Genomic DNA, 25,607 nt, shown 5'->3' with positions numbered 1-25,607 from the left:
GGGTCGCCTCACAAGGGTTTGAGCGTCCGGGCGTCGGGCGCGGGGAAAAGGAACGTAGCATGAGCAGAAAAGTTGTCATCGCCTCGGGCGTCCGTACCGCCATCGGCGACTTCGGCGGTTCCCTTGCCGGGATCTCGCCTTGTGATCTCGCCGCCAGCGTCGCCCGCGAGGCTATCGCCCGGGCCGGCATATCGGCGGACGACATCGGTCAAACGGTGTTCGGCAATGTCATCCATACCGCGCCTGAAGACATGTATATTTCCCGTGTCGCGGCGATCCGGGCCGGCGTGCCGGACACAGTTCCGGCGCTGACGCTCAACCGTCTGTGCGGCTCAGGTTTGCAGGCCATCGTCACCGCCGCCGAGCAGATCATGCTCGGCAATGCCGACATCACGCTTGCCGGCGGCGCCGAAAGCATGAGCCGTGCCGGCCATCTGCTGACCCAGGCGCGCCATGGCCAGAAGATGGGCGACACTGTTGCTGTCGATATGATGATCGGGGCGCTGACCGATCCGTTCGGCAATGGCCATATGGGTATCACCGCCGAGAACATCGCCGAGCGCGGCGGCATCGATCGCGCGGCGCAGGATGCCTTCGCCCTCGAATCCCACAAGCGTGCGGCTGAGGCGATTGCCGAGGGCCGCTTCGTCGAGCAGATCCTGCCGCTTACCGTCAAGCAGGGCCGCAAGGAATTCGTCTTCGACACCGACGAGCATGTCCGTCCCGACGTCAAGCTCGAGGATATGGCCAAGCTTCGTCCGGCCTTCCGCAAAGACGGCAGCGTGACGGCCGGTAATGCCAGCGGCCTCAATGACGCAGGCGCCGCGGTCGTGCTGATGGAAGAGGGCGTGGCCAAGGCGCGCGGCGTCGAGCCGCTTGCCCGCATCGTCGCCTATGGCCTTGGCGGCGTTGCGCCGGAGGTCATGGGGCTTGGCCCTGTTCCGGCAACCCAGCAGGCTCTCTCGCGGGCCGGCCTCACGGTTTCCGATCTCGATGTGATCGAATCCAACGAGGCTTTCGCGGCGCAGGCCTGCGCCGTCTCGCAGCAACTCGGCTTTCCGGCGGACAAGGTCAACCCGAATGGCGGCGCGATCGCGCTCGGCCATCCGGTCGGCGCTTCGGGTGCCGTCATCCTGATCAAGACGATGTATGAACTGAAGCGGACCGGCGGCCGTTATGGTCTGGCCACCATGTGCATCGGCGGCGGTCAGGGGATCGCCGTGATCATCGAGAATCCGGCGCACGGCTGAGCCGGGTTCCGGCGCGGCAGCCGCCAAAGGTCTGGCTGTCGCTTCCAGCATCGACCCAGGGGAGGAGTGGTTCATGCGCATTGATGGCAAGGTCTTTATCGTGACGGGAGGCGGCTCCGGGCTCGGGGCCGCGACGGCGCGGATGCTGGTTTCGGCCGGCGCGCGGGTTGTGATCGCCGATGTCAACGATAAAGCCGGTTCGGCGGTGGCCAGCGCGCTCGGAGCGCCTGCGCTTTTCCAGCGGACCGATGTCACCAGTGAGCATGACGGCATTGCCGCCGTCAGCCTTGCTCTTTCGTCGTTCGGCCACCTGCACGGACTGGTCAATTGCGCTGGCATCGTGCCCGGCGAAAAAGTGCTCGGTCGCGAAGGGCCGCATCGGCTCGACAGTTTCGCGCGGGCGGTGTCCATCAATCTGGTCGGCACGTTCAACATGATCCGTCTTGCCGCCGAGGCGATCGAGAGGGAACCCCCCGACGTCGAAGGCGAGCGCGGAGTGATCGTCAGCACGGCCTCGGTCGCCGCTTTCGAGGGGCAGATCGGACAGGCGGCTTATGCGGCCTCAAAAGGTGGTGTCGCGGCGATGACGCTGCCGATCGCCCGTGAACTTGCGCGTTTCGGCATCCGGGTCATGGCGATCGCACCCGGTATTTTCGAGACGCCGATGCTGGCCGGCCTGCCGCAGGAGGTTCAGGACTCGCTTGGTAAGAGCGTGCCGTTTCCCCCGCGTCTCGGGCGGCCGGAGGAATATGCCGCGCTGGTGCGGCACATCTGCGAGAACAGTATGTTGAACGGGGAGGTGATCCGGCTCGACGGCGCCTTGCGCATGCAGCCGCGCTGAGGTGGGCCTGCGGGCTCGGCCATCCGATCGGCGCTTGGGCAACTGCGAGCGCGGTCGGAACACTGTTGATCTGTCTCCGACAAAACTGAGGGGTTGCGGTTCCACCGCATCCCCGGCTACTGGTCGCCTCCGGCAAAACGGGGACAGACCGCAGGTGCGCATGAAATCGGACAGAGCGGGCTATCTTTTTGCCCTGGCGACCTATGTGATCTTTGCCAGCCAGGACGCCATTTCCAAGCATCTCGGCCAGACCTACTCTCCGGTGATGATCACGATGATCCGCTACTGGGCCTTCGGCGCGTTCGCCGTGGCGCTCGCCATGCGCGCGCCGGGTGGGCTCAGGGTGGCGGTGAAATCGAGCCGGCTGTGGTTGCAGATCTTTCGCGGCGTGCTGCTGGCAACCCAGATCGCTACCGCGATCTTCTGTTTCTGGCTGGTCGGGCTTGCCCATTCCCAGGCGATCTTCGCCGCGACGCCGCTGCTGGTGGCGGCCCTTTCCGTGCCGGTGCTCGGTGAGCATGTCGGATGGCGGCGCTGGCTGGCGATCGGCGCCGGTTTCATTGGTGTGCTGGTCATCCTCAAGCCCGATGCCGGAATCTTCGATCCGGTCCTGCTGCTCGCCGTCCTGAATGCCTTCATGCTGGCGGGCTATGCGCTCGCCACTCGCCTCGTCGCACGCAACGATCCTCCAATGACGAGCTTCTTCTACATCGGCGTGGTTGGCGCGGTGGCGATGACTTTCGTTGGTCCGTTCTTCTGGGAGCCTATGGCGCGCGCCGATTGGGGGTGGATGGCAGCCTTGTGCTGCACCGGGATGGTCAGTCATTATTGCCTGATCAAGGCGCTCGATCATCTCGACGCAGTGCTGGTGCAGCCATTCAGCTATCTGCATCTGGTGATGTCCTGCTTCATCGGTGTCCTGCTGTTCGGCGAGGTACTCGGTAGCAATGTCGTGATCGGCTCGCTGATCGTCGTTGGTGCCGGCGTCTTCACCGTCTGGCGCGAAATCCGGGCCAAGCGGATCGCCGCGGTAGCTGGCGGCTAGTGTCCCGGCAGGTCGGGCACGCTTGCATGAACCGGCAGTGGGCCGCTGGGCCATGTCGTCAGTCTGGTCATGTCACCGAGGTTCGATTTTCTTTCGGTTTTCCGATCTTCTTGTTGCGCTGCGAAACTCTGAGGATATCCACAATATAACAAAAGCTTGTTCAAGATGCAGCGAAACTGCGGCAGAATCTCTCTTTACAAGTGTGCAACAACGGATAAGACGAAGGGAGTGTGCCGCTGGGAACGGCTTTCAGGCGGGGTGTGCAAGCGCTTCGAGTGCCTGTTTGCCCGAGCCCGGGGGCTCCAGCTTTCGTGGCTTATGTCACGGGCATGACAGTCATGGCGCGATTTTTGGGGCGCGCCGTTTTATGATCGAAACCAGCGTCATCGGCCTCGCCGAGAGAACGCGAAGGGGAGAATGCCATGAAGTACAAGTTCGGTTTTGCCGCAGCAGCTCTGCTGGCGGCCACTTTCCTTTCCAGCGCCGCAAGCGCCAAGACTTTCGTTTATTGCGCGGAAGGCTCGCCCGAAGGTTTCGACCCCGGCATGTACACCGCCGGTACGACATTCGATGCTTCGGCGCATCCGGTCTATTCGCGTCTGCTCGAATTCGTTCCGGGCACGACCAAGCCGGAAGCCGGTCTTGCTGAAAGCTGGACCATTTCCGACGATGGCATGGAATATACCTTCAAGCTGCGCCCAGGCGTTAAGTTCCATACCACCGACTTCTTCACGCCGACCCGCGAACTCAATGCCGATGACGTGATCTTCTCGCTCGAGCGCCAGATCAAGGCCGATCATCCGTGGGCACAGTATGTCGCCGGCACGTCTTGGGAATATGCAGCCGGCATGGGCTTCCCGGAACTGATCAAGTCGATCGAGAAGGTCGATGACCTGACCGTCAAGTTCGTGCTCAACCGGCCTGAAGCACCGTTCCTCGCCAATCTCGCGATGCCGTTCGCCTCGATCCTTTCCAAGGAATATGCCGACAGCCTCGAGAAGGCCGGAACGAAGGAACAGCTGAACCAGAAGCCGGTCGGCACCGGTCCGTTCACCTTCGTCGGCTACCAGCAGGACGCCGTCATCCGCTACAAGAAAAACGCCGATTACTGGGGTGGCGCACCGAAGATCGACGACCTCGTTTTCGCCATCACCACTGATGCCGCCGTTCGCTACCAGAAGCTCAAGGCCGGCGAGTGCCACCTGATGCCGTTCCCGAACGCAGCCGACGTTGAAGCGATGAAGGCTGATCCGAGCCTGACGGTTATGGAACAGGAAGGCCTGAACGTCGCCTACCTCGCCTACAACACGACCCAGGCCCCGTTCGACAAGCCGGAAGTGCGCAAGGCCCTCAACAAGGCCATCAACAAGAAGGCGATCATCGACGCCGTGTTCCAGGGCATGGCAGCTCCTGCCAAGAACCCGATCCCGCCGACCATGTGGTCCTACAATGACAAGGTCGAAGACGACACCTACGACCTCGACGCCGCCAAGAAGATGCTCGAGGACGCCGGCGTCAAGGACCTGTCGATGAAGGTCTGGGCCATGCCGGTTTCGCGTCCCTACATGCTGAACGCCCGCCGCGCTGCCGAAATCATCCAGGACGATTTCGCCAAGATCGGCGTCAAGGTCGAGATCGTTTCCTACGAATGGGCCGAATACCTCGACCGTTCGAAGGCCAAGGATCGTGACGGCGCCGTCATGCTCGGCTGGACCGGCGACAACGGCGACCCGGACAACTTCCTCGACACGTTGCTCGGCTGCGAAGCCATTGGTGGCAACAACCGCGCCCAGTGGTGCAACGAGGAGTTCAACACCCTGGTGAAGAAGGCCAAGGTCACATCCGACCAGGCCGAGCGCACCAAGCTCTACGAAGATGCCCAGGTCGTGTTCAAGCGCGAAGCGCCTTGGGCGACCCTTGACCACTCCCTGTCCGTCGTTCCGATGCGCAAGGAAGTCTCGGGCTTCGTTCAGAGCCCGCTTGGCGACTTCACCTTCGAAAACGTGGATATCGCCGAGTAACGGCCTGTCTTTGACAATTTTGCCGCGGGACAGCTTGCCTGTCCCGCGGCATTGCGTCAGGACAAACGTCAATGCGCGGCATCGCCGCGATCCTCCGGAAAGACGCTGTCATATCCGGCAAAATACGTCCGCTGCGTGACCAGCGGCTCCAGACCTCCAAGAATAACAACAGCAGGTCCATCATGTTTGGCTTTCTCTTGCGGCGGATTGCCGTTCTGATCCCGACGTTTATCGGGGTCTCCGTCATCGCCTTCGCCTTCATCCGGCTTTTGCCGGGCGATCCAGTCGCGTTGCTGTCCGGTGAGCGCGTGATGTCGCCCGAGCGGCACGCCGAGATCAGTGCCCATCTCGGTCTCGACCGACCCATCGTCGTGCAGTATTTCGACTATCTCGGCGGTGTCCTGACCGGGGATTTCGGCACGTCGATCGTCTCCAAGTCGCCCATTCTCGATCAGTTCCTGGCGCTGTTTCCGGCGACGGTCGAACTGTCGCTCTGTGCCATCATCATCGCCGTCGCGCTCGGTATTCCCGCCGGCGTCATCGCGGCGATCAAGCGCGGCTCCTTCTTCGACCAGTCGGTCATGGGCGTCGCCCTCGTCGGCTATTCCATGCCGATCTTCTGGTGGGGGCTGCTGCTGATGATCCTGTTCTCCGGCATCCTGCAATGGACGCCGGTTTCGGGCCGTATCTCGCTGATGTTCTTCTTTCCGCCGGTCACCGGATTCATGCTGATCGACTCGCTGCTGTCCGGGCAAAAGGGTGCCTTCGTCTCGGCGCTCAGCCATCTGGCGCTGCCATCGATCGTGCTGGCGACAATCCCGCTCGCAGTCATCGCCCGCCAGACGCGTTCGGCCATGCTGGAAGTCCTGTCGGAAGACTATATCCGCACCGCGCGCGCCAAGGGTCTTTCGCCGCTGCGCGTCGTCGGGCTGCATGCGCTCAGAAACGCCATGATCCCCGTCATCACCACGATCGGCCTACAGATCGGCGTCATGCTCGCCGGTGCGATCCTGACGGAAACGATCTTCTCCTGGCCGGGTATCGGCAAGTGGATGGTCGACAGTGTTTTCCGCCGCGACTATCCGGTGATCCAGGGCGGTCTCCTGCTGATCGCCGGCATCATCATGGTCGTCAATCTCATTGTTGATCTGCTCTACGGCCTGATCAACCCGCGCATCCGCCACTAGAAGGAGAAAATCCCATGGCCGATACCGCCAAAACACCAGTCTCCGCCGCGGCGCTGCGTCGCCAGATGCTGGCCGAATTCTGGTTCTACTTCTCCGAAAACCGCGGTGCGGTGATCGGGCTCGTCGTCTTCGTCGCGCTCGTGCTGATCGCCGTCTTCGCGCCGCTGATTGCGCCGCATTCGCCGTTCGAGCAGTATCGCGAAGCGACCCTGCTTCCGCCGTCCTGGCTCGAAGGCGGCAATTCCAGCTATCTGCTCGGCACCGATCCGGTCGGACGCGATATCCTTTCGCGCCTGATCTACGGCGCGCAGTACTCGCTGTTCATTGGTGTCTTCGTCACCACGCTGTCTTTGACCGGCGGCATTCTGGTCGGTCTGATCGCCGGCTATTATCGTGGCTGGATCGACACCGTGATCATGCGGCTGATGGACATCATCCTGGCTTTCCCCTCGCTGCTTCTGGCGCTGGTGCTCGTCGCCATCCTCGGCCCGAGCCTGACCAACGGGATGATCGCCATCGCGCTTACGTTGCAGCCGCATTTCGTGCGACTGACCCGTGCCGCCGTCATGACGGAGAAGAGCCGTGACTATGTGACCGCCGCCCGGCTTGCCGGCGCCGGCCCGTTCCGCCTGATGTTCCGCACCATCCTGCCGAACTGCATGGCGCCGCTGATCGTCCAGGCGACGCTGGCCTTCTCCAATGCCATTCTGGATGCGGCCGCGCTCGGCTTTCTCGGCATGGGCGCCCAGCCGCCGGCTCCGGAATGGGGTACGATGCTTGCTGAGGCGCGTGAGTTCATCCTGCGGGCCTGGTGGGTCGTCACCTTCCCGGGGCTCGCCATTCTGATCACGGTTCTCGCCATCAACCTGATGGGCGATGGCTTGCGCGACGCCCTCGATCCCAAGCTCAAGAGGTCCTGACATGGCGCTTCTCGAAATCGAAAACCTGACCGTCCAGTTCGAGACGGCCACCGGCTGGTTCAAGGCCGTCGACGGGGTCTCGCTCTCGGTTGAACCCGGCGAAGTCCTGGCGATCGTCGGCGAATCCGGTTCCGGCAAGTCGGTATCCATGCTTGCCGTCATGGGTCTTCTGCCGTGGACGGCGAAGATCACCGCCGACAAGATGCTGTTCCAGGGGCGTGACATCCAAGGCATTCCGGCCGCCGAGCGGCGCAAGCTGATCGGCAAGGACATTGCCATGATCTTCCAGGAGCCGGTCGCCAGCCTCAATCCGTGCTTCACCGTCGGCTTCCAGATCGAGGAAGTCCTGCGCATCCACATGGGTCTTGGCAGACAGGCGCGGCGCGAGCGGGCGATCGAACTGTTCAAGCTGGTCGGCCTGCCCGATCCGGCCGAGCGGCTCGGCCATTTCCCGCACCAGATGTCGGGCGGCCAGTGCCAACGCGTGATGATCGCCATGGCGATTGCCTGCAATCCGAAGCTCCTGATCGCCGACGAGCCGACCACCGCGCTCGACGTGACGATCCAGAAGCAGATCCTCGACCTGCTGATGACGCTGCAGACCGAGACCGGTATGGGTCTCATCATGATCACCCATGACATGGGCGTCGTCGCGGAGACCGCGGACCGCGTCATCGTGCAGTACAAGGGCCGCAAGATGGAAGAGGCCGACGTGCTCTCGCTGTTCGAGGCGCCGAAGAACGCTTACACCAAGGCGCTGCTTTCGGCCCTGCCGGAGAACGCCACAGGCGATCGCCTCACCACCGTCTCCGACTTCATGGCGGGCGCGGCAGCAGGAGAGAACGCATGACCGATACTGTTCCCATGCTTGAAATCCGCGACATCACGCGCGACTACCATGTGCCGACCGGCTTCCTGAAACCGGAGAAGGTTGTGCATGCGGTCAAAGGTGTGTCGTTCAAGCTCGATACCGGCAAGACGCTGGCGATTGTCGGCGAGAGCGGCTGCGGCAAGTCGACCCTTGCCCGCATCCTGACCTTCATCGACGAGCCGACCTCGGGCGAGTTGCTGATCGACGGCAAGATTGTCGATACCCGTCCGGGCCACCTGAGCGCCGAGATGCGCCAGAAGGTGCAGATCGTCTTCCAGAACCCCTATGGTTCGCTCAACCCGCGCCAGAAGATCGGCGACGTGCTCGGTGAGCCGCTGCTGATCAACACCAGGATGAGCGCGGCCGAGCGCCGTGAGCGCGCCAACGAGATGCTGGTCAAGGTCGGCCTCGGGCCGGAACACTATAACCGCTACCCGCATATGTTTTCCGGTGGCCAGCGCCAGCGCATCGCCATCGCCCGCGCTCTGATGCTGAACCCCAAGCTGCTGGTGCTCGACGAGCCGGTGTCGGCGCTCGATCTCTCGGTTCAGGCCCAGGTTCTCAACCTGCTCTCCGACCTGCAGGAAGAGTTCGGGCTGACCTATGTGTTCATTAGCCACGACCTTTCGGTGGTGCGCTACATCGCCGACGAGGTCATGGTGATGTATTACGGAGAAGCGGTCGAATACGGCACGCGCGATGCGGTATTCTCCGATCCTCAGCACGCCTACACCAAGACGCTGTTCGCGGCGACGCCGCGCGCCGACGTGGAGTCGATCCGCGCCCGCATGGCCAAGCGCGTCCGTCCGGCCGTTCGGGCGAGTTGATCGCGGACACGCGGACTGATACCCTTTCGGCCGCCCGGTTGGCTCCATGCTGCCGGGCGGTCGGCGTTTGGGGGCATGTTGAGAACAGTGGATATATGGCCCGGTCTTTGCTATTTGCGTCAGACAGTGAAACCGAGGCCGCAACAAGGTCATGACCCAGGCAATCGCCAGCAAGACGAAGCCACCGAAGGGGAAACCGGCGCTGCGCATCGGTTTCATTCTGGCGCGCAGTTTCACGCTCAGCGCGTTCTCGCTGTTTGCCGATGCGCTACGCCTCGGCAGTGACGTCGAGGATCGGTCGGGCCGGGTCAATTGTGATTGGGCGGTGCTCGGCAGCACGCGTAATTTCATCACTTCGAGCTGCGGTATTCAGGTAGCGCCGACCGCGCCGCTGGGCAATCCGAAGCAGTTCGATTACATCGCCGTGGTGGGCGGCCGGCTCAATGTTGCCGAGCCGATCGATCGCGAGGCGATCGCCTTTCTGAACGAGGCCGCTGCCGCCGGCGTACCGATCATCGGGGTTTGCACCGGCAGCTTCATCCTGGCGGAAACGGGGCTCCTCGACGGTCGCACGGCTTGCGTCAGCTGGTTGCATTATGTCGAGTTCCGCTCGCGCTTCCCCTTGATCGACGCAAGCTCGAAACACCTGTTCGTCGAGGACAATGGCCGGATCACCTGCGCCGGCGGGTCGAGCGTCGCCGATCTCGCCACCTATCTCATCCGTCGCCATGTCGGCGAGGCGGCCGAACGCAATGCGCTGGAGATCATGCAGATCACCCGCCGTCGTGATGCAAGCGAGATGCAGACGCGCAATCCGCTCGGGTCGACGCCGGTGCGCGACAAGCGCACCAACTTGGCGCTGATCATGATGGAGCAGCATATCGAGGATGTGGTCTCCATCGACGACGTTTCCGACGCTGTCGGCCTGTCGCGCCGTCAGCTGGAGCGGTTGTTTCGCACCGAATTCGGGGCCACGCCGGTTGCCATGTATATCCGCCTGAGGCTGGAACATGCACGGCGGCTCGTGGTGTTCACCGACAAGCCGCTGATCGACATCGCGCTGGAGACAGGTTTCGAAAATGTTTCCCATTTTATCCGCAAGTTCCGCAAGGAGTTCGCGATCACGCCGGTTGCCGCGCGCCGCCGACATGCGGCGGAAACCGATGCCTGAAAAGGCGGGCAGCTGGCGAAAACCAGCGACCTCGTTCTTCCCGCGATTGCCAGACACAATAGCCGTCGCCTGCCGCCAGAGAGAGGACGAAGGCGAGAGCGACAATGATCCCGTTCGGCTTGCTGGTTTTTTCACCGCGACCTGCAGCTGGTGGGTGGCCCGTCGGGCGTGAGATGGGACAGACCGCTGCTCTCAGATCCCCGGTGGCTTTGGCCATTGGGTGATGCCGCCGGTCCATGTTTCGAATAGTTTCGACAGCTTCAGCACCAGCAGATCGTCGAAGCGCGGACCGACGATCTGCAGGCCGATCGGCATGCCGTTTTTCGAAAATCCGCAGTTGATAGAGGCCGCCGGTTGTTCCGACATGTTCCACGGCACGGTGAAAGCAATGTGCTCGAACGGCTTTTCCGGGTCGTTGGTGGGCGAGGCCCAGTCGGCGGGATAGGAGACGATCGGGTTGGTCGGTGTCAGCACGGCGTCGACGGTGGTGAAAAGTCTGCCGCAGGTCTTGCGCATCTCGATGGTCTGGCCGAAGCCCTGCACTGCCTCGACACCGGTGACGTCGGCACCCTTTTCCGCCCATTGGTAGATATAGGGGAGGATCTTCGCGCGGCGCTCGTCGCTCAGGTTGCGGATGTCGCCCCAGAACTTGGCCCGCCAGAAGTTGTCCAGCCCGTCGAGCATGACGCGCGTCATCACCGGTTCGACTTCGAAGACGATCGCGCCGGCATCCTCGAAGCGTTTCGCCGCCGCCAGAACCGCGTCGCGGATTTCCGGCTCAAGGCTGATGCCGCAGCCGGCGTCGAGCATGACGCCGATTTTCATGCCGCGCACGTCGATGTCCTGATCCATCCAGTCGAAATCATTGGGTGGCAGGCTGGTGCCGTCGCGCCAGTCGGGCCGCGATAGTGTTGCCATGGAGACCGCCGCGTCATCGACGCATCGTGTCATCGGCCCGGCGCAGCGGCCGACATAATAGGGATCGACCGGAATGCGGCCGTGGCTCGGCTTGAAACCGAAGAGCCCGGTCCAGCCGGCGGGCAGGCGTACCGAGCCGCCGATGTCGGTGCCGATATGCAAGGGGCCGTAGCCCGCCGCGCCAGCCGAAGCGGCACCCGCACTCGAGCCGCCGGGATTCTGGCTGACGTCCCAGGGATTGCGGCTCAAGGGGTGGAAACTGGAAAGACCGGAAGACAGCATGCCGTAGTCGGGGCAGGTGGTCTTGGCGAAGATGACGGCGCCGTCCTCCTTCATCCGCGCGGCGATTGGCGCGTCCGTCTCGGCGGGAACGAGTTCGACCGCCGCCGTGCCGAGCGGCACCGGCAGGCCCTTGGTGGCGATCAGTTCCTTGAGCGTCACCGGGATGCCGTCGAGGGTGCCTTTCGGCGCGTCGCGCAGCCAGCGTTCCGTCGAAGCCCTCGCCTGGGCGCGCGCGCTTTCCGGGTCATAGGCATAGAGGGCGGCGACATGCGGTTCGAAGGCCTCGATGCGCGCCTCCACCGCCAGCCAGTATTCATAAGGTGAGAGGGTCTTCGCCCGGAAATTGGCGAGAAGGTCCCTGATGGTCAAATCCAGTAGATCGGTCATATCGGTTTTCCGTCTCTGCTTGCAATGAATGGGTTCTATGATCGGTGGTCAGACCGTGGATGGCGGTCGGGCGGCCATGTCCTCGGCCCGATGGCATGCGGCCTGCCGTCCCTTGATGATCGTCCTCAGTTCCGGTCGCTCACTGGCGCAGCGGTCGACCGCGAGTGGACAGCGGTTGCGGAAGGCGCAACCTTCGACCACGCCCAAGGGGGCGGGTGGCGGCGCGCGTTCGGAAGCGTCCGGCCGTCCGAACCGGTCGATGCTTGGCTCGGCATCCGCCAGCACGCGGGTATAGGGATGGAGCGGCTGCTCGAACACCGCATGCGCCGGTCCCGTTTCGACCAGTCGGCCGCGATACATCACCCCGACCCGGTCGGCGATGCAGTCGACCACGGCCAGGTTGTGGGTGATGAACAGGAAGGTCACACCGCGCTTCTCGCGCAGGTCCATCAGCAGGTTCAGCACCTGCGCCTGCACCGAGAGATCGAGCGCCGAGACGGCTTCGTCGGCGACCACCAGTTTCGGTTCGGTCACCAGCGCGCGGGCGATGGCGATGCGCTGGCGCTGGCCGCCGGAGAATTCATGCGGGTGGCGTTCGGCGTGTTCGGCCTTCAGGCCGACGCTTTCGAGCATGTCGACGACGCGGTCGCGAATTTCGGCGCGGCCGGGCTTTCGCGCCAGCACATGCAGCGGTTCGGCAATGATGCGACCAACCTTCTGGCGCGGGTCGAGCGAGCCGAAGGGGTCCTGGAACACCATCTGGAAGTTCTCGCGCTTGCGCATGAGGTGCTTCGGCGACAGTGAGAAGAGGTCGTCTCCGTCGAACAGGACATGACCGGAGGTCGGCTTGTCGAGCGCCATGACGAGCCGCGCCAGGGTCGACTTGCCGCAACCGCTCTCGCCGACCACGCCGAAGATCTCGCCGGCATCGACCGTCAGCGACACCGCGTCGAGGGCGCGGGTGTGGTGGGGTGCTCCGAACAGCGAATGACTGACATAGTCGCGGGACAAGGCACGAATATCGAGGAGAGGGGCTCTGTTCATTTGCCGTTCTCCCCTTCCATCGCCCGGATGCAGCGCACACCACGTCCGTCGGCAAGGGACGTCCAGGGTGGCCCGGCGCTGTCGCAGGCGTCGATCCGCTCCGGACAACGGTCGGAGAAGACGCAACCGGACGGCAGCCGATTGAAGCCAGGCACGGTGCCGCGAATGGTCGCGAGCCGCCCGCCGTCGCCGACCCGCTTCGGCACGGCGCTGATCAGACCGCGCGTATAGGGGTTGCGGGGCCGGGTCAGCACGTCGCGCGTCGGGCCTTCCTCCATCCGCCGGCCGGCATACATGACGATGGTGCGCCTGCACATGCGGGCGATCACGCCGAGATCGTGGCTGACGAGGATCAGCCCCATGCCGTATTCGCGGGCAAGCTCATCGAGAATGTCGAGCACTTCCGCCTGCACGGTGACGTCTAGCGCCGTCGTCGGTTCGTCGGCGATCATCAGCGCCGGTTTGAGCGCCAGCGCAATGGCGATGCCGACCCGCTGGCGCTGGCCGCCGGACATTTCGTGCGGGTAGGTTTTCGCCCGCCGCGCCGCATCCGGGATCCGCACCTGGTCGAGCAGAACAATCGCATCGGCGCGGGCCTGCCGCCAGGACAGGCCGCGATGCCAAACGAGGCCTTCGGCGATCTGGTCGCCGATGGTCATGGCCGGATTGAGTGCCGTCATCGGCTCTTGGAAGATCATGCCGATGCGGTTGCCGCGGATTTCGCAGAGCCGATCCTCGGACACGGCGAGCAGGTTCTCGCCCTCGAGGGCGATCGTGCCGCTCGCCTCGGCAACACCGGGCAGGAGCCCCATGATCGCCAGTGACAGGAGTGACTTGCCGGAGCCGCTTTCACCGACCACTCCGAGCGTGTCGCCGGCTTCGAGGTCGAAGGCGACGTCGGTGAGGATCGGCATGCGGCTTCCATCGCCCAGACGAACCGAGACGGAGAGATCGCGCACGGACAGGAGTGGGGTGGGGGGCAGCGTCGATCGATCCTCTGCCTGCGGGTTGCTCGTGTGATCTGGTGTCATCACATCCGCCCCTTTTCGCGTGGGTCGAGCAGGTCGCGCAGACCATCCCCCAGCATGTTGAAACCAAAGACGGTCAGCGCGATCGCCAGTCCCGGCAGGATGGCGAGCCATGGCGCGATCGCCAGATAGGTCTGGGCGTCGGCCAGCATGCGGCCCCAGGTCGGCGCAGGCGGCGGCATGCCGAGACCAAGGAAGCTGAGGCCCGCCTCAGTCAGGATCGCCAGGCCGAGCTGTATCGTCGCCTGGACGATGATCTGGTTGGAGATGTTGGGCAGGACATGTTCCACGGTGATGAGGAACTGCCCCTTGCCGGCGCCTCGGGCGGCGAGCACATAGTCGCGCGACCAGATCTGTTGGGCGGCACTCGCCGTCACGCGGGCGAAAACCGGCACCATGAAGACGGCGATGGCAATGATCGCGGTAAACCGGCCGGAGCCCATCAGCGCGCCGAGCATCATGGCCGAGAGGATCGGCGGCACAGCGAAGATCACGTCGTTGGCGCGCATGACGAAGGCTTCCGTCAGTCCTCTGCGGGCAGCGGCGAGCACGCCTAGCGCGGTGCCGAGGGCACCACCGAGGGTTACGGCGGCCGCCGCCGTCGACAGCGAGTTCCACGCGCCGACCATCAGCATGGAGGCGATGTCGCGACCGAACTGGTCGGTGCCGAGCAGGCCGTAGGCCAGCGGCGGTTTCAGCTTGTGAATGATCTGCATCTTGGCCGGCGGCAGCGGTGTCCAGACGAGCGACACAAGGGCGATGGCCAGCAATGCCAGGATGATCGCGCCGCCGATCGCCAGATTGGGTCGGCGCACGATCAGCCAGGGGCGGTAGGCTGTGGAGGCCGTCTTTTTGTCTTCTACGGGTGCGTTCATCGGCTGCCTCCCCTCAGGCGTGGGTCGAGCATCAGGTAGGAGAGGTCGACGAGGAAGTTCATGATGATGACCAGACCAGCGAAGAACAGCACGACATCCTGCATGACGATGACGTCGCGCTGGGTCAGTGCCTGATAGGCGAGCCGGCCGAGACCGGGCAGGTTGAAGACGTTCTCGATCAGGATCGCGCCGGCGATCAGGAAGGTGAATTGCAGGCCGAGAATGGTGATCACCGGCACCAGCGCATTGGGAACGGCATGGCGCCAGAGCGCGGCGCGGCGCGGCAGGCCTTTGGCGCGGGCGGTGCGGACGAAATCCTCGTGCAAGACCTCGAGCACCGAGGAACGGGTAACGCGGGTGAGCACTCCCGCCTGCGGCAGGGCCAGAGCGATCGCCGGCAGCAAAAGCGCGCGCAGGCCAGGAAACAGACCTTCATTCCAGCCGGGAAAACCGCCGGCGGGCATCCAGCTGAGCGAGATCGAGAACGTGAGAATGAGCAGCAGCGCGACCCAGAAACCGGGAACGGCGATGAACAGTTGCGACAGCACGCTCGCCAGATAATCGAAGGCGGAATTGCGTTTGGCCGCAGACGCGACACCGAGCGGTATGGCAATCACCACGGAGATGATGATCGCCATCACGGCGAGCGGCAGCGTGACCGCCAGCCGCTCGGCCATCAGGCCCGCAACCGGCACGCCATAGGTATAGGAGGTCCCGAGATCACCGGTCAGCAATCCGCCCAGCCATTGCGCATAGCGCATGAGCAGGGGCTGATCGAGGCCTAGCTCATGGCGCAGCGCGGCAAGCGTGTCGGGGCTTGCGGATGTGCCCAGCATGATGGCGGCGGGATCGCCGGGCAGAACGTCCATGACGACGAAGATCAGGGCGGAAACCGCCGCGAGCGTCAGCACGAGACTGCCGAGCCTTCGGGCAAGGAGCGTCAGCATGGGCGTTTTCTCTTCCCGCTCTGCTTGTTGTTTGCCTGCGCGCCCCCGGTTTGCGCGGCAAGGCCAGGCTCGGAGCGTGTCAGGGCAATGACCCGGCCGCCGACCGGCACCGTGATCAGCGAAAGACAGCCGCAGCCGATCTCCCCCCGGAAGGGAGAGATGCCCGGCAGGGCGGAGAGGAATGTCATGCTCATAACCTATCTCGCAAGGAACAGAAGATCAGCGCGGCGTGCGCTCAGTCCTCAATCCTCCCAATAGACGTCCGTCAGGACATTCGACGGGATCGGTTCGTTTTCCCACAGGCCCTTCAGCTTCTTGTCCCATATGCCGAGCTTTGGCATGACGAAGAGGAAGAGCGCCGGAACGTCCTCGGCGAGGATCGTCTGGGCCTCGCCGTAGAGCTTGTCCTGCTCGGCTATGTCGGAGGTCGCCTCGATCTTCTTCAGGGTGTCGGCGAAGGCCGGGTTCTTGTAGCCGAAATAGTAGGGATCGCGGGCGTAGATGTCGATGTCCATCGGCTCGGCATGGGCCACGATGGTCATGTCGAAGTCGTGGCCCTTGAACACGTCCTGCACCCATTTGGCCGGGAATTCGGTGGGTTCGATGTTCATCGTCACGCCAATGTCGGCAAACAGCGCCTGCATGACCTGGGCCGAGCGTGGCGCATAGGCCATCTGCGGCGTCTTGATGGTGAAGGTGAAGCCGTTCGGATAACCGGCCTCCGCGAGCAGCGCCTTGGCCTTCTCCGGGTCGTAGGCATAGGTGCCGGTCAGATCGATGTAACCGCGGTCGTTCGGCGTGTAATGGCTGCCGATCGGTGTGCCGTAGCCGGACCACGCGCCGTCGACGATCACCGAGCGATCGAGCGCCATCATCAGCGCCTGACGCACGCGCTTGTCGTCGAAGGGTTTGCGCTGGTTGTTCATGCCGGCGACGACCTTGAGCTCGGTATTGCCGATCACGGTCGCAAGTTTCTCATCGTCTTTGAAGGTCTCGACCAGTTCCGGCGCCCCGAATTCGGGGAAAGCGTCGACATCGCCCGACTTGAGCGCGGCGGCCTGGGCCTGCGGATCGGCGATGAAGCGGAAGGTGATCTTGTCCAGCTTCACCTTGACGTCTTTGTTCCAGTAGTCGGGGTTGGCGGCCAGTTCGACCTTGTCGCCCTTGGCCCAGTTGACGAACTTGAATGGCCCGGTGCCGATCGGCGTGGTCTTGTCGTCGGCCGCACTCTTGCTGCCGACGATCACCGATGACGGCCAGCCGAGCCAGTAGAGCAAGCTGCCGGCCGGTTCCTTCAGCTTGAGCACCAGCGTTGCGGCGTCCGGTGTCTCGATCGTGTCGATGGCGGCGAAGAACCGCTTTTGCGGATTGACGCTGTCGGCACCGCGGGCTCGCTCCAGCGAAGCCTTGGCGACGGCGGAATCGAAGAGTTCGCCATCATGGAATTTCACGCCGTCCTCGAGCTTGAACGTATAGGTCAGCCCGTCTGCGGAAATCTCCCAGCTTGTTGCCAGCTGTGGCTTGATCTTGCCGTCGCGGTCGATGGTGACGAGACCTTCGAAGATGTTCTGCCATGTGACCTGGCCGATGGCCACCGGTGCGGCGATCGTCGGGTCGAGCCCGGTCGGCTCGATGGCCATGCCGAGCGTCAGATCCGTTTGGGCGGCCAGTGCCGGGCTCGAGAAAATCACGGCCACGGTGGCGGCAAGGCCGAGCGCGAAATCCCTGAGAGAGTTGGGCCTGGCGGCAAGCATTGCATTGGTCATTGAAATTCCCCTGTTCCTGGCGCTCGTTGTGGTCGACATGTTAGCCGATGGCGCATTGCAAAAAATACTGTCATCTTGCCGGCGCGCACACAATGCGGTTTTTTGTGTGCCCCGTGTAGCGAAAAACGCTACGCGGTCTTGCCTTTGTTCCCCGGCATGGCCTCTCGCATGAAGCGGTCGATGGCGTCGGTGAGCTTGGCGGCGGCAAAGGAGAGCTGCCGGTCGGCAGCGATGCAGAGATCGATCGGCGTGCGGATCCCCTTGCCGCCAGCGATCGGGATCGCCACCAGCTGGCCGGCCCGGCATTCCCTAAGCACGGTGAGCGCCGGCAAAAGCGTGACGGCGGCGCCGCGCAGCACGAGCTCCTTCTGCATGTCGAGCGAACTCGTGACGAAGACCGGGTCGAGTGTCAGCCCGGCGGATTTGAACAGCGCATCGAAGGCCAGTCTGGCGCCGAAGGACTGGTCGGGAACGGCCAGCGGATAGGTGGTGAGCTGGGCGATCGTCAGCTCGGCATGGCTTGCCGCAGGATGATTGGCGGCGGCGATCACGTCGTAGACGATCTCGGCGCGCAGCCGCACGCGGGTGCCCGACTGCGCCTCGGAAAACAGCGTGACGGCAATATCGGCCTCGGCATTGGCGACCGCCTCGATGGCGGCTCGGGCGGAGGCGATGGTCACGGAAAAGCGGATATTGGGATATTTGAGGCTGAAATCGGCGAGCGCCGGGGCGAGCAGATTGGCCACTGTCGCGCCGCTGGCGAAAATGCTGACATGGCCGCGTTTCAAGCCCTCGAGATCGTCGATCAGCTGGCGGACATGATCGAGTTCGCGCAATGTCTTGCCGGCGCGGGCGGCCAGTAATTCGCCGGCCGATGTCAGCCGCACGCCCCGGCTGGAGCGTTCGATCAGCGCCGTGCCGAAATAGTGCTCCAGCTGGTCGATCTGGCGCGAAAGCGCCGTCGGCTGGATGTTGAGCTTGTCGGCGGCGCCGCGAATAGAGCGCGCGCGTACCAGTTCGTCGAAATAGATCAGCGCCCGGATCTGCATCTGTGTTCTTGCCGCCTTGGTCTTGTCCTGGCCGAACGCCGGCCGGCGGCGAAAACCGTAAGCGGAGCGATGAAGCGAGACAAGCCCCGCCTATTTGCCGGAGCGGGCGGAAGGCGAAGGTCGGACGGCCGGCCTGACGCGCTGTCCGGCGATCGATTTCGGTGTTGGGGAGGATCTGTCCGCCATCGGCATCATGCCGGCTCGTCCGCCCAGTCGGTTCCGGCGATCGCGTCGCGCTGTAGCAGCCATCTGGCGGTCGCATCACCGGCCCATTGCGCCGCCTCCGCCAGGCCGGCACCGCCGATCAGGGCATGCAGGATGGCGGCGCTGAAACTGTCGCCGGCACCGATCGTATCGCCTGTCGAGACCGGGTGGGGGATGTGGACGTCTTGACGCTTCCCACCGTCGAACAGGGTGATCTCGTGCGGTCCGTCGGTCAGGGCCAGTTGCTTCAGACGGCTGCCTCCAATCCGGCTTGCCGCCTGCCAGATTTCCTCAAGACCCTGACCCGGAAAGTCGGCCTTGGAGCCGACCATCACGTCGGCGGGTCTTGGTGTCGGATTGCCCAAGGGAAACTGCGAGACCACCAGCCGCGCCTTATCAAGCGACTGGACGATATTGTCGCACAGGTGGGCACCATTGACGTAGAAGGCTTCCCCCTTGATCGGCGCCGAAAGCGAGAAGCTGCGGCTGATGCGCTTTTGGCTCGACAGGATGGTCCGTTCGCCATTGGGCTCGAGCAGAATGTCGGCGCATTCGGTCTCGCCTTTGGCGATGTCGACATGGGTGAGGTCAAAGTGTCGGGCCGTCAGGGCATCCAGAGCCCAGCGTCCGAGGCGGTCGTCCCGCAGCGTCGCGACGAGGCTTGCCGAATGCCCGAGGTCCATCAGTCGTCGCGCGGTGTAATATCCCCCACCGCCCAGCCGCACACGCCGGTCCGACCAGGAGATCCGGGCGCCGGACCGCAAGGGCCCGTTCAGCCGCCAGATGCGGTCGTGGTTGATGTGGCCGATAACGATGATCGAGCCGCTTGCCGCCGTGAGGGAAGTGCGCATGCCGTACCGATGCCTTCTGCGTTCGTGGTTTCGCGCCGCCTTGCCGGTTTCTCCGGGGAGAGGGCCGCGACCGATCCCATTTCTTGACCAAGGGGCAGACGTTCGCAAGGGAAATGGCAAAGAGCGGGCGGCTGGCTGGACCCTGTGCCCTTGCATCGACTGAAACGAAAACGCCGCCCGGTGCGAAGGGGCGGCGTCTGTTTCGTGTGGGTGAGGACTTCAGTAGACGACTTTGACCGCCGTCTTCTGCTCCACTGCCTTGATCGCTGCATCGGCGAGTGCCAGCGCGATCAGACCATCCTCGGCCGAGGGCGAAAGCGGTGTGCCTTGCTCCAGTCCATCGATGAAGGCCGAAATCTCGGCGGCATAGGCGGCGGTGTAGCGGGTCATGAAGAAGTCGTGCAGCGGCGGGCGTGTATAGCCGTCCTTGGTGGCGACCTCGATCGAGACCGGGCGCTGGTTCTCGGCCGAGACAGCGCCGAGTGAACCGTGTGCCTCGATGCGCTGGTCGTAACCATAGGATGCCCGGCGCGAGTTGGAGATGATCGCCTGTCGACCGCTCTTCGTGGTGAGGATCAGGCTTGCCGAGTCGTAGTCGCCAAGCTCGCCGATCTTCGGGTCGACCAGCACGGAGGCGGAGGCCATCACGGTGTCGATCTCCTCGCCGAGCAGGAAGCGTGCCATGTCGAAGTCATGGATGGTCATGTCGCGGAAGATGCCGCCCGAGACCTTGATATATTCGGCGGGTGGTGGGCCGGGGTCGCGGCTGATGATGGTGACCATCTCGACCTTGCCGATCGTCCCCTTGTCGATCTCCTTGCGCACGGCCTGGAAATGTGGATCGAAGCGGCGGTTGAAGCCGAGCATGACCTTGCCGCCGACCTTGCGCACTGTCTCCAGGCAGGCGCGGGCGCGCTCGACGTCGAGATCGATCGGCTTTTCGCAGAAGATCGCCTTGCCGGCCCTGGCGAAACGCTCGATCAGGTCGGCATGGGTGTTGGTCGGCGTGCAGATGATGACCGCGTCGATGTCCTTGTCGGCCTCGATCTCGTCGATCGTCTTCACAGCCGCGCCCGAGGCTTCTGCAATCGCTTTGGCAGCCTCGGGAAAGGCGTCCGCGACGGCGACAAGTTTCGCCCGTCTGTCTTCGGCGATCGCGCGCGCGTGCACCTTGCCAATTCGGCCGGCGCCCAAAAGAGCCAATTTCGTTACCATGATTCTCTCTCCTCCCTTGGTCACCTTGCCGAAACGGCCTCAAGCGCCCTAGACACTGTTTGCGCCAGCCACTCTCCTGCCGCCCCATTATGTCTAAACGGGCTTGGGCAGGGACAGGCTCGAATGAACGCTCCAAAACTCCATTTGGAATATACGTTCTATTTTGCTAGATTGCGATATTGTTTGTGTCAAGCGACAATGCGGAAAGGACAGTCATGACGGACACCGGCGGGCCAACCAGCATCAAGGCCTTCGAGGAGCGGCTGCTGGAAGTGTCGGAAAACCTGCCGAAGCGACTGCGCCAATGCGCCGACTATGTCGCGGCCAACAAGGATCGGATCGCGGTGTCGACCGTCGCCGAAATGGCGGAAGGCGCGGGCGTCCAGCCCTCCGCCTTCATGCGCTTCTGCCAGATCCTCGGCTTTTCCGGCTTTTCCGAAATGCAGAAGCTGTTTCGCGATTCCTTCGTCGGCGGCTGGCCGGACTATTCGACGCGTCTTCAACACATTCGCGAGCTGGGCGAGGGCAGCCCGACCGCTTTGTTGGCCGAATTCGTCGAGGCCGGCCGTACCTCGCTGGAGGGGTTGCTGAAATCCGTCGAAACACCGCTCTTGGAACGCGCGGTGGAAGTGCTCGCGGGCGCCGGGATGATCCACATCATCGGCCTGCGCCGTTCCTTTCCGGTGGCGAGCTACATGGCCTATGCGCTGGAGAAGATGAATGTCCCGGCCATGTTGCACAGCGCGGTCGGCAAACTGGAAAACCATCACGCGATCCGTCCGGGCGATGTGCTTCTGGCTATCACCTTTTCGCCCTATTCGGCCGAGACCATGGAGCTGGTCGAGGACGTCGCGAAGGAGGGCATTCCAATCGTTGCCATCACCGACACGATCGTCAGCCCCTTGCGCAAGTTCGACGCCATTACGCTTTCGGTCTCGGAAGTCGATTTCGGCGCCTTCCGCTCCCTGTCGGCGACGTTATGCCTTGCCATCACGCTCTCCGTCGCAGTCGGAACAGCGCGACAGGATAATTGAATATTTGTATTGAAAGTTCTAAAAATAGAATTTAAAGTCCATTCCAAGAGGAAGGGATGCGGCGGTTTCGCTGTGTCCCGAAGGAATGGACGGCGAGGCAAGCGACCCGCCGCCTGAAGGGAGGTTCGCTTGGCAAAACTCGATCTGATCACGATCGGACGCTCGTCGGTCGATCTCTACGGCGTGCAGGTCGGCGGTCGGCTCGAGGACATGGCGTCCTTCAACAAATATATCGGCGGTTCGCCGACCAATATCGCCGCCGGGACGGCCCGGCTTGGGCTGACGTCGGCCGTGCTGACGCGCGTCGGCGATGAGCACATGGGCCGCTTCATCCGTGAGCAGTTGGTGCGCGAGGGTGTCGACGTGCGGGGCGTGAAGACCGATCCGGAGCGTCTGACCGCCCTGGTTCTCCTCGGCATTCGCGACGAACACCAGTTTCCGCTGATCTTCTACCGCGAGAACTGCGCCGATATGGCGCTGTGCGAGGAGGATGTCGATCCGGCCTTCGTCGGCGAAGCGCGCTGCGTGCTGGCGACCGGCACCCATCTTTCGCATCCGCGCACGGAGGCTGCCGTGTTGAAGGCGCTCAAGATCGCCCGCGAAGGCGGGGCGAAGACGGCGCTTGATATTGACTACCGCCCCAATCTCTGGGGTTTGGCCGGCCATGGGGCCGGCGAGAGCCGGTATATTGAATCCCTGGCGGTCACGACGAAGTTGCAGGCGACGCTTCATCTGTTCGACCTGATCGTCGGAACGGAAGAGGAATTCCATATCGCCGGCGGCACCACCGATACGATCGAGGCGCTGAAAGCCGTGCGCCGCGTGTCGAAGGCGGCGCTGGTGTGCAAGCGTGGCGCCATGGGCGCTGTGGTGTTCGAGGGGGCTATTCCCGACAGCCTTGACGAAGGACAGACCGGAGAGGGCTTTCCGATCGAGGTGTTCAATGTGCTGGGCGCCGGCGACGGTTTCATGTCCGGGCTGCTGAAAGGCTGGCTGACGGATGAGGACTGGCCGACCAGCCTGAAGCTCGCCAACGCCTGTGGTGCCTTCGCCGTCTCACGTCACGGCTGCACGCCGGCCTATCCAAGCTGGGAGGAGCTGCAATACTTCTTCAGGGTCGGCATCCGCAACAAGGCGCTGCGCAAGGACGAGGCGCTGGAGCAGGTGCACTGGTCGACCAATCGCACAGGCGACTGGTCGACGATGCGGGTCTTCGCTTTCGATCATCGTTTGCAACTCGAGGCCATGGCCGATGAGGCGGGCGTGGCCCGCGAGCGGATCGGCGCATTCAAGACGCTCTGCCTGAATGCGGCACTTAGTGTTGCCGGCGGGGCCCCCGGTTACGGAATCCTGTGCGACGGCAGACTTGGTCGTGATGCACTTTATGCGGCCAGCGGTTCGGGTCTCTGGATCGGCCGCCCGGTTGAATGGCCGGGTTCGCGTCCACTGACGCTGGAGCCCGAGATCGGACCGGATTTCGGCGGGCTGGTCGAATGGCCGGTCGAGGATGTCGTCAAGGTACTGTGCTTCTATCATCCCGACGACGCGCCTGAGGTGCGTGCCGAGCAGGAGGCGACCGTGCTCCGGCTGTTCGCCGCGGCCCGCCGCAACCGGCTGGAAATGCTGCTCGAGGTGATCCCCTCCAAGGTCGGTCCGACCGATGATGATACGGTCGCGCGGATCATCGAGCGTTTCTACGAGATCGGCGTCTATCCTGATTGGTGGAAGCTCGAACCGATGCGCACCGAGGCGTCCTGGGCCAATGCCTGCGCCGCCGTGGAACGCCACGATCCCTATACGCGCGGTATTGTCGTGCTGGGGCTCGATGCGCCGCAGGCGGAACTGGAGGAGAGTTTCGCACTCGCCGCCCGCTTCGAGCTGGTCAAGGGGTTCGCTGTCGGCCGGACGATCTTCGGCGAGGCGGCGCGCAAATGGCTTTCCGGCGCGATCAGTGACAAGCAGGCCGTGGAGGAAATGGCGCAGCGTTACCGTAGCCTCTGTTCCGTTTGGGACAAAGCGCGACAGACGGCGTGCGTCTAGGGAGAAAAGGCATGAAGACGGTGAGACTGACGGCGGCGCAGGCCATGATGCGCTACCTCGCCAATCAGATGAACGAGGATGGCGTTCCCTATATCGCCGGTGTCTGGGCGATTTTTGGCCACGGCAATGTCGCCGGTATCGGCGAGGCGCTTCACGGCGTCCGGGATCGGTTGCAGACTTTGCGCGGCCAGAACGAACAGTCGATGGCGCATGCCGCGATCGCCTATACGAAACAGTTGCGCCGGCGCCGTGCCATGGCGGTGACGTCATCAATCGGTCCGGGCGCGGCCAATATGGTGACGGCGGCAGCGCTTGCCCATGTGAACCGCCTGCCAGTGCTGTTCGTGCCGGGCGATGTCTTCGCCAATCGCGGCCCCGATCCGGTCCTTCAGCAGTTGGAAGACTTCGGCGACGGCACGATGACCGTCAACGACTGCTTCAAGCCTGTTTCTCGCTATTTCGACCGTATCATGCGCCCCGAGCAGCTTTTGACAGCGCTGCCGCGCGCCATGCGCACCATGACCGATCCTGCCGATTGCGGGCCGGTGACGCTGTCTTTCTGCCAGGATGTGCAAGCCGAGGCTTACGATTATCCCGAGAGCTTCTTTGAGCCAAAGGTTTGGCGCCAGCGCCGGCCGGAGCCCGACGCGCAGGAATTCGAGGCGGCGGTTGCGGCGTTGAAGGCGGCGAAAAACCCGGTCATCGTCGCCGGCGGCGGCGTGCATTTTTCCGGTGCGACCGAGACGCTGAAGGGCTTTGTTGAAAAGCACGGCATTCCGGTCGTCGAGACCCAGGCGGGTAAGTCGGCGCTCGCCTGGGATCATGAACAGAACTTCGGCCCGGTCGGCGTGACCGGTGCCGATTGCGCCAACACCATCACCGAGAAGGCCGATCTGGTGTTCGGCGTCGGAACGCGCTTCCAGGATTTCACCACCGGTTCCTGGGCGCTGTTCAAGAACCCGGATCGGCGTATCCTGGCCCTTAATGTGCAGGCCTATGACAGCGCCAAGCATGACGCCATTCCGCTGACGGCGGACGCGCGCATCGGGTTGGAGAGACTGTCAGAAGCGCTTGGCGATCATCGCTTCACGTCGCCGGATTCCGGCATCAAGGCCGGCTGGTTCGCCAAGGCCGATGCCGTGACGGCACCGCCCATGGACGGCAATGCACTTCCCACCGACATGCAGGTGATCGGCGCCGTGCAGCGTCAGTCGCGCGACAATACCGTCGTCATGTGCGCCGCAGGCACCATGCCCGGCGAGTTGCATCAGCTGTGGAAGGCCAAGTTGCCGCTCTCCTATCACATGGAATACGGCTTCTCCTGCATGGGGTATGAGGTGGCCGGCGGTCTTGGTGTCAAGATGGCCGAACCCGACCGCGACGTCATCGTCATGGTCGGCGACGGCTCTTACATGATGATGAATTCGGAGCTGGCGACCTCTGTCGCTATGGGCGTCAAGATCACCCTGGTGATCACCGACAACCGTGGCTATGGCTGTATCAACCGGTTGCAGATGGGAACCGGCGGGGCCGAGTTCAACAATCTCTATGCCCACACCAACGTGAACCCCATCTCCATCGACTTTGCCGCCCATGCCGCCTCCATGGGGGCGAGCGCCCGCAAGGTCGCCTCGATCGCGGAACTGGAAGAGGCGCTTGCCGCCGCCCGTGAAGCGACGGTCACCACAGTCATCGTCATCGATACCGACCCCTATCCGACGCCGGACGCCGGCGGGTATTTCTGGGACGTCGCCGTTCCGGAGGTTTCGCCCCGCGCGCAAGTCACTGAAGCCCGTGCCCGCTATGAGGCGGCTCTGAAGGAAAGACGCTAAGC

22 protein-coding genes are annotated in these 25,607 nt (G+C 63.5%); 12 read left to right on the top strand and 10 right to left on the bottom strand.

What is annotated here, in order from left to right; translation table 11 throughout:
- The first annotated feature begins 59 nt into the window (after window positions 1-59).
- The 9 genes from bktB (at window position 60) to RNA01_RS12230 (ending at window position 10,133) form a co-directional block, all read left to right on the top strand.
- The gene (gene bktB, locus RNA01_RS12270) at window positions 60-1,250 is read left to right on the top strand and encodes a beta-ketothiolase BktB (RefSeq protein WP_147180504.1); all 1,191 of its coding nucleotides are present in this window, start codon (window positions 60-62) and stop codon (window positions 1,248-1,250) included.
- Between the two features lie 73 nt (window positions 1,251-1,323).
- The gene (locus RNA01_RS12265; RefSeq protein ID WP_147180503.1) at window positions 1,324-2,091 is read left to right on the top strand and encodes a 3-hydroxyacyl-CoA dehydrogenase; all 768 of its coding nucleotides are present in this window, start codon (window positions 1,324-1,326) and stop codon (window positions 2,089-2,091) included.
- Between the two features lie 160 nt (window positions 2,092-2,251).
- Entirely contained in the window at window positions 2,252-3,136 is an 885-nt protein-coding gene (locus tag RNA01_RS12260; RefSeq protein ID WP_147180502.1) for a DMT family transporter, read from the top strand.
- Window positions 3,137-3,558: 422 nt separating this feature from the next.
- Window positions 3,559-5,157, top strand: a complete 1,599-nt coding sequence (locus RNA01_RS12255) for an ABC transporter substrate-binding protein (RefSeq protein ID WP_147180501.1) — start codon at window positions 3,559-3,561, stop codon at window positions 5,155-5,157.
- A gap of 182 nt (window positions 5,158-5,339) precedes the next feature.
- Complete coding sequence (locus tag RNA01_RS12250) at window positions 5,340-6,344, top strand: ABC transporter permease subunit (protein WP_147180500.1); 1,005 nt, start codon at window positions 5,340-5,342, stop codon at window positions 6,342-6,344.
- A 14-nt stretch (window positions 6,345-6,358) separates the two neighbouring features.
- Window positions 6,359-7,264, top strand: a complete 906-nt coding sequence (locus tag RNA01_RS12245; RefSeq protein ID WP_147180499.1) for an ABC transporter permease subunit — start codon at window positions 6,359-6,361, stop codon at window positions 7,262-7,264.
- A gap of 1 nt (window position 7,265) precedes the next feature.
- Window positions 7,266-8,114 carry an ABC transporter ATP-binding protein gene (locus RNA01_RS12240; protein ID WP_147180498.1) on the top strand — a complete coding sequence of 283 codons (849 nt, stop codon included), beginning with the start codon at window positions 7,266-7,268 and terminating at the stop codon, window positions 8,112-8,114.
- Window positions 8,111-8,962: a dipeptide ABC transporter ATP-binding protein gene (locus RNA01_RS12235; RefSeq protein WP_147180497.1), complete on the top strand. Its 852-nt coding sequence runs from the start codon at window positions 8,111-8,113 to the stop codon at window positions 8,960-8,962. Before RNA01_RS12240 ends, RNA01_RS12235 begins: the two co-directional genes overlap by 4 nt.
- Window positions 8,963-9,113: 151 nt before the next feature.
- Window positions 9,114-10,133 (top strand): GlxA family transcriptional regulator, encoded by a 1,020-nt coding sequence (locus tag RNA01_RS12230; protein WP_147180496.1) that lies wholly within the window; start codon window positions 9,114-9,116, stop codon window positions 10,131-10,133.
- A gap of 192 nt (window positions 10,134-10,325) precedes the next feature.
- On the opposite strand, the gene RNA01_RS12225 is transcribed toward RNA01_RS12230, so the two are convergent.
- From RNA01_RS12225 to iolG, 10 genes are all read right to left on the bottom strand, one after another.
- Window positions 10,326-11,720, bottom strand: coding sequence for an amidase (locus RNA01_RS12225; RefSeq protein ID WP_147180495.1), 1,395 nt, complete (start codon window positions 11,718-11,720; stop codon window positions 10,326-10,328).
- A 48-nt stretch (window positions 11,721-11,768) separates the two neighbouring features.
- Complete coding sequence (locus RNA01_RS12220; RefSeq protein ID WP_147180494.1) at window positions 11,769-12,764, bottom strand: ABC transporter ATP-binding protein; 996 nt, start codon at window positions 12,762-12,764, stop codon at window positions 11,769-11,771.
- Complete coding sequence (locus tag RNA01_RS12215) at window positions 12,761-13,795, bottom strand: ABC transporter ATP-binding protein (protein ID WP_147180493.1); 1,035 nt, start codon at window positions 13,793-13,795, stop codon at window positions 12,761-12,763. Before RNA01_RS12215 ends, RNA01_RS12220 begins: the two co-directional genes overlap by 4 nt.
- Complete coding sequence (locus RNA01_RS12210; RefSeq protein ID WP_147180492.1) at window positions 13,795-14,667, bottom strand: ABC transporter permease; 873 nt, start codon at window positions 14,665-14,667, stop codon at window positions 13,795-13,797. Before RNA01_RS12210 ends, RNA01_RS12215 begins: the two co-directional genes overlap by 1 nt.
- Window positions 14,664-15,614 carry an ABC transporter permease gene (locus tag RNA01_RS12205; RefSeq protein WP_147180491.1) on the bottom strand — a complete coding sequence of 317 codons (951 nt, stop codon included), beginning with the start codon at window positions 15,612-15,614 and terminating at the stop codon, window positions 14,664-14,666. Before RNA01_RS12205 ends, RNA01_RS12210 begins: the two co-directional genes overlap by 4 nt.
- Window positions 15,608-15,808, bottom strand: coding sequence for a hypothetical protein (locus RNA01_RS12200; RefSeq protein WP_147180490.1), 201 nt, complete (start codon window positions 15,806-15,808; stop codon window positions 15,608-15,610). Before RNA01_RS12200 ends, RNA01_RS12205 begins: the two co-directional genes overlap by 7 nt.
- Window positions 15,809-15,856: 48 nt before the next feature.
- Window positions 15,857-17,380: an ABC transporter substrate-binding protein gene (locus RNA01_RS12195; RefSeq protein ID WP_147180489.1), complete on the bottom strand. Its 1,524-nt coding sequence runs from the start codon at window positions 17,378-17,380 to the stop codon at window positions 15,857-15,859.
- Window positions 17,381-17,508: 128 nt separating this feature from the next.
- A complete protein-coding gene (locus RNA01_RS12190) occupies window positions 17,509-18,429 on the bottom strand; it encodes a LysR substrate-binding domain-containing protein (RefSeq protein WP_147180488.1) in 921 nt (306 codons plus the stop codon).
- Window positions 18,430-18,620: 191 nt separating this feature from the next.
- Window positions 18,621-19,484: a PfkB family carbohydrate kinase gene (locus RNA01_RS12185; RefSeq protein ID WP_147180487.1), complete on the bottom strand. Its 864-nt coding sequence runs from the start codon at window positions 19,482-19,484 to the stop codon at window positions 18,621-18,623.
- Between the two features lie 219 nt (window positions 19,485-19,703).
- Window positions 19,704-20,699, bottom strand: a complete 996-nt coding sequence (gene iolG / locus RNA01_RS12180; RefSeq protein ID WP_147180486.1) for an inositol 2-dehydrogenase — start codon at window positions 20,697-20,699, stop codon at window positions 19,704-19,706.
- Window positions 20,700-20,914: 215 nt separating this feature from the next.
- Between iolG and RNA01_RS12175 the strand changes: the two genes are divergently transcribed.
- From RNA01_RS12175 to iolD, 3 genes are all read left to right on the top strand, one after another.
- Window positions 20,915-21,733 carry a MurR/RpiR family transcriptional regulator gene (locus RNA01_RS12175; protein WP_147180485.1) on the top strand — a complete coding sequence of 273 codons (819 nt, stop codon included), beginning with the start codon at window positions 20,915-20,917 and terminating at the stop codon, window positions 21,731-21,733.
- A gap of 129 nt (window positions 21,734-21,862) precedes the next feature.
- Complete coding sequence (locus RNA01_RS12170; protein WP_147180484.1) at window positions 21,863-23,773, top strand: bifunctional 5-dehydro-2-deoxygluconokinase/5-dehydro-2-deoxyphosphogluconate aldolase; 1,911 nt, start codon at window positions 21,863-21,865, stop codon at window positions 23,771-23,773.
- Between the two features lie 11 nt (window positions 23,774-23,784).
- Window positions 23,785-25,605 (top strand): 3D-(3,5/4)-trihydroxycyclohexane-1,2-dione acylhydrolase (decyclizing), encoded by a 1,821-nt coding sequence (gene iolD / locus RNA01_RS12165; RefSeq protein WP_147180483.1) that lies wholly within the window; start codon window positions 23,785-23,787, stop codon window positions 25,603-25,605.
- Window positions 25,606-25,607: the final 2 nt, after the last annotated feature.

The organism is Paenirhizobium naphthalenivorans (assembly GCF_007992095.1).
GTDB lineage: Bacteria > Pseudomonadota > Alphaproteobacteria > Rhizobiales > Rhizobiaceae > Allorhizobium > Allorhizobium naphthalenivorans.
Note: the sequence above shows the minus strand (reverse complement) of the source record. Positions and strands in the feature narration are given on the sequence as shown.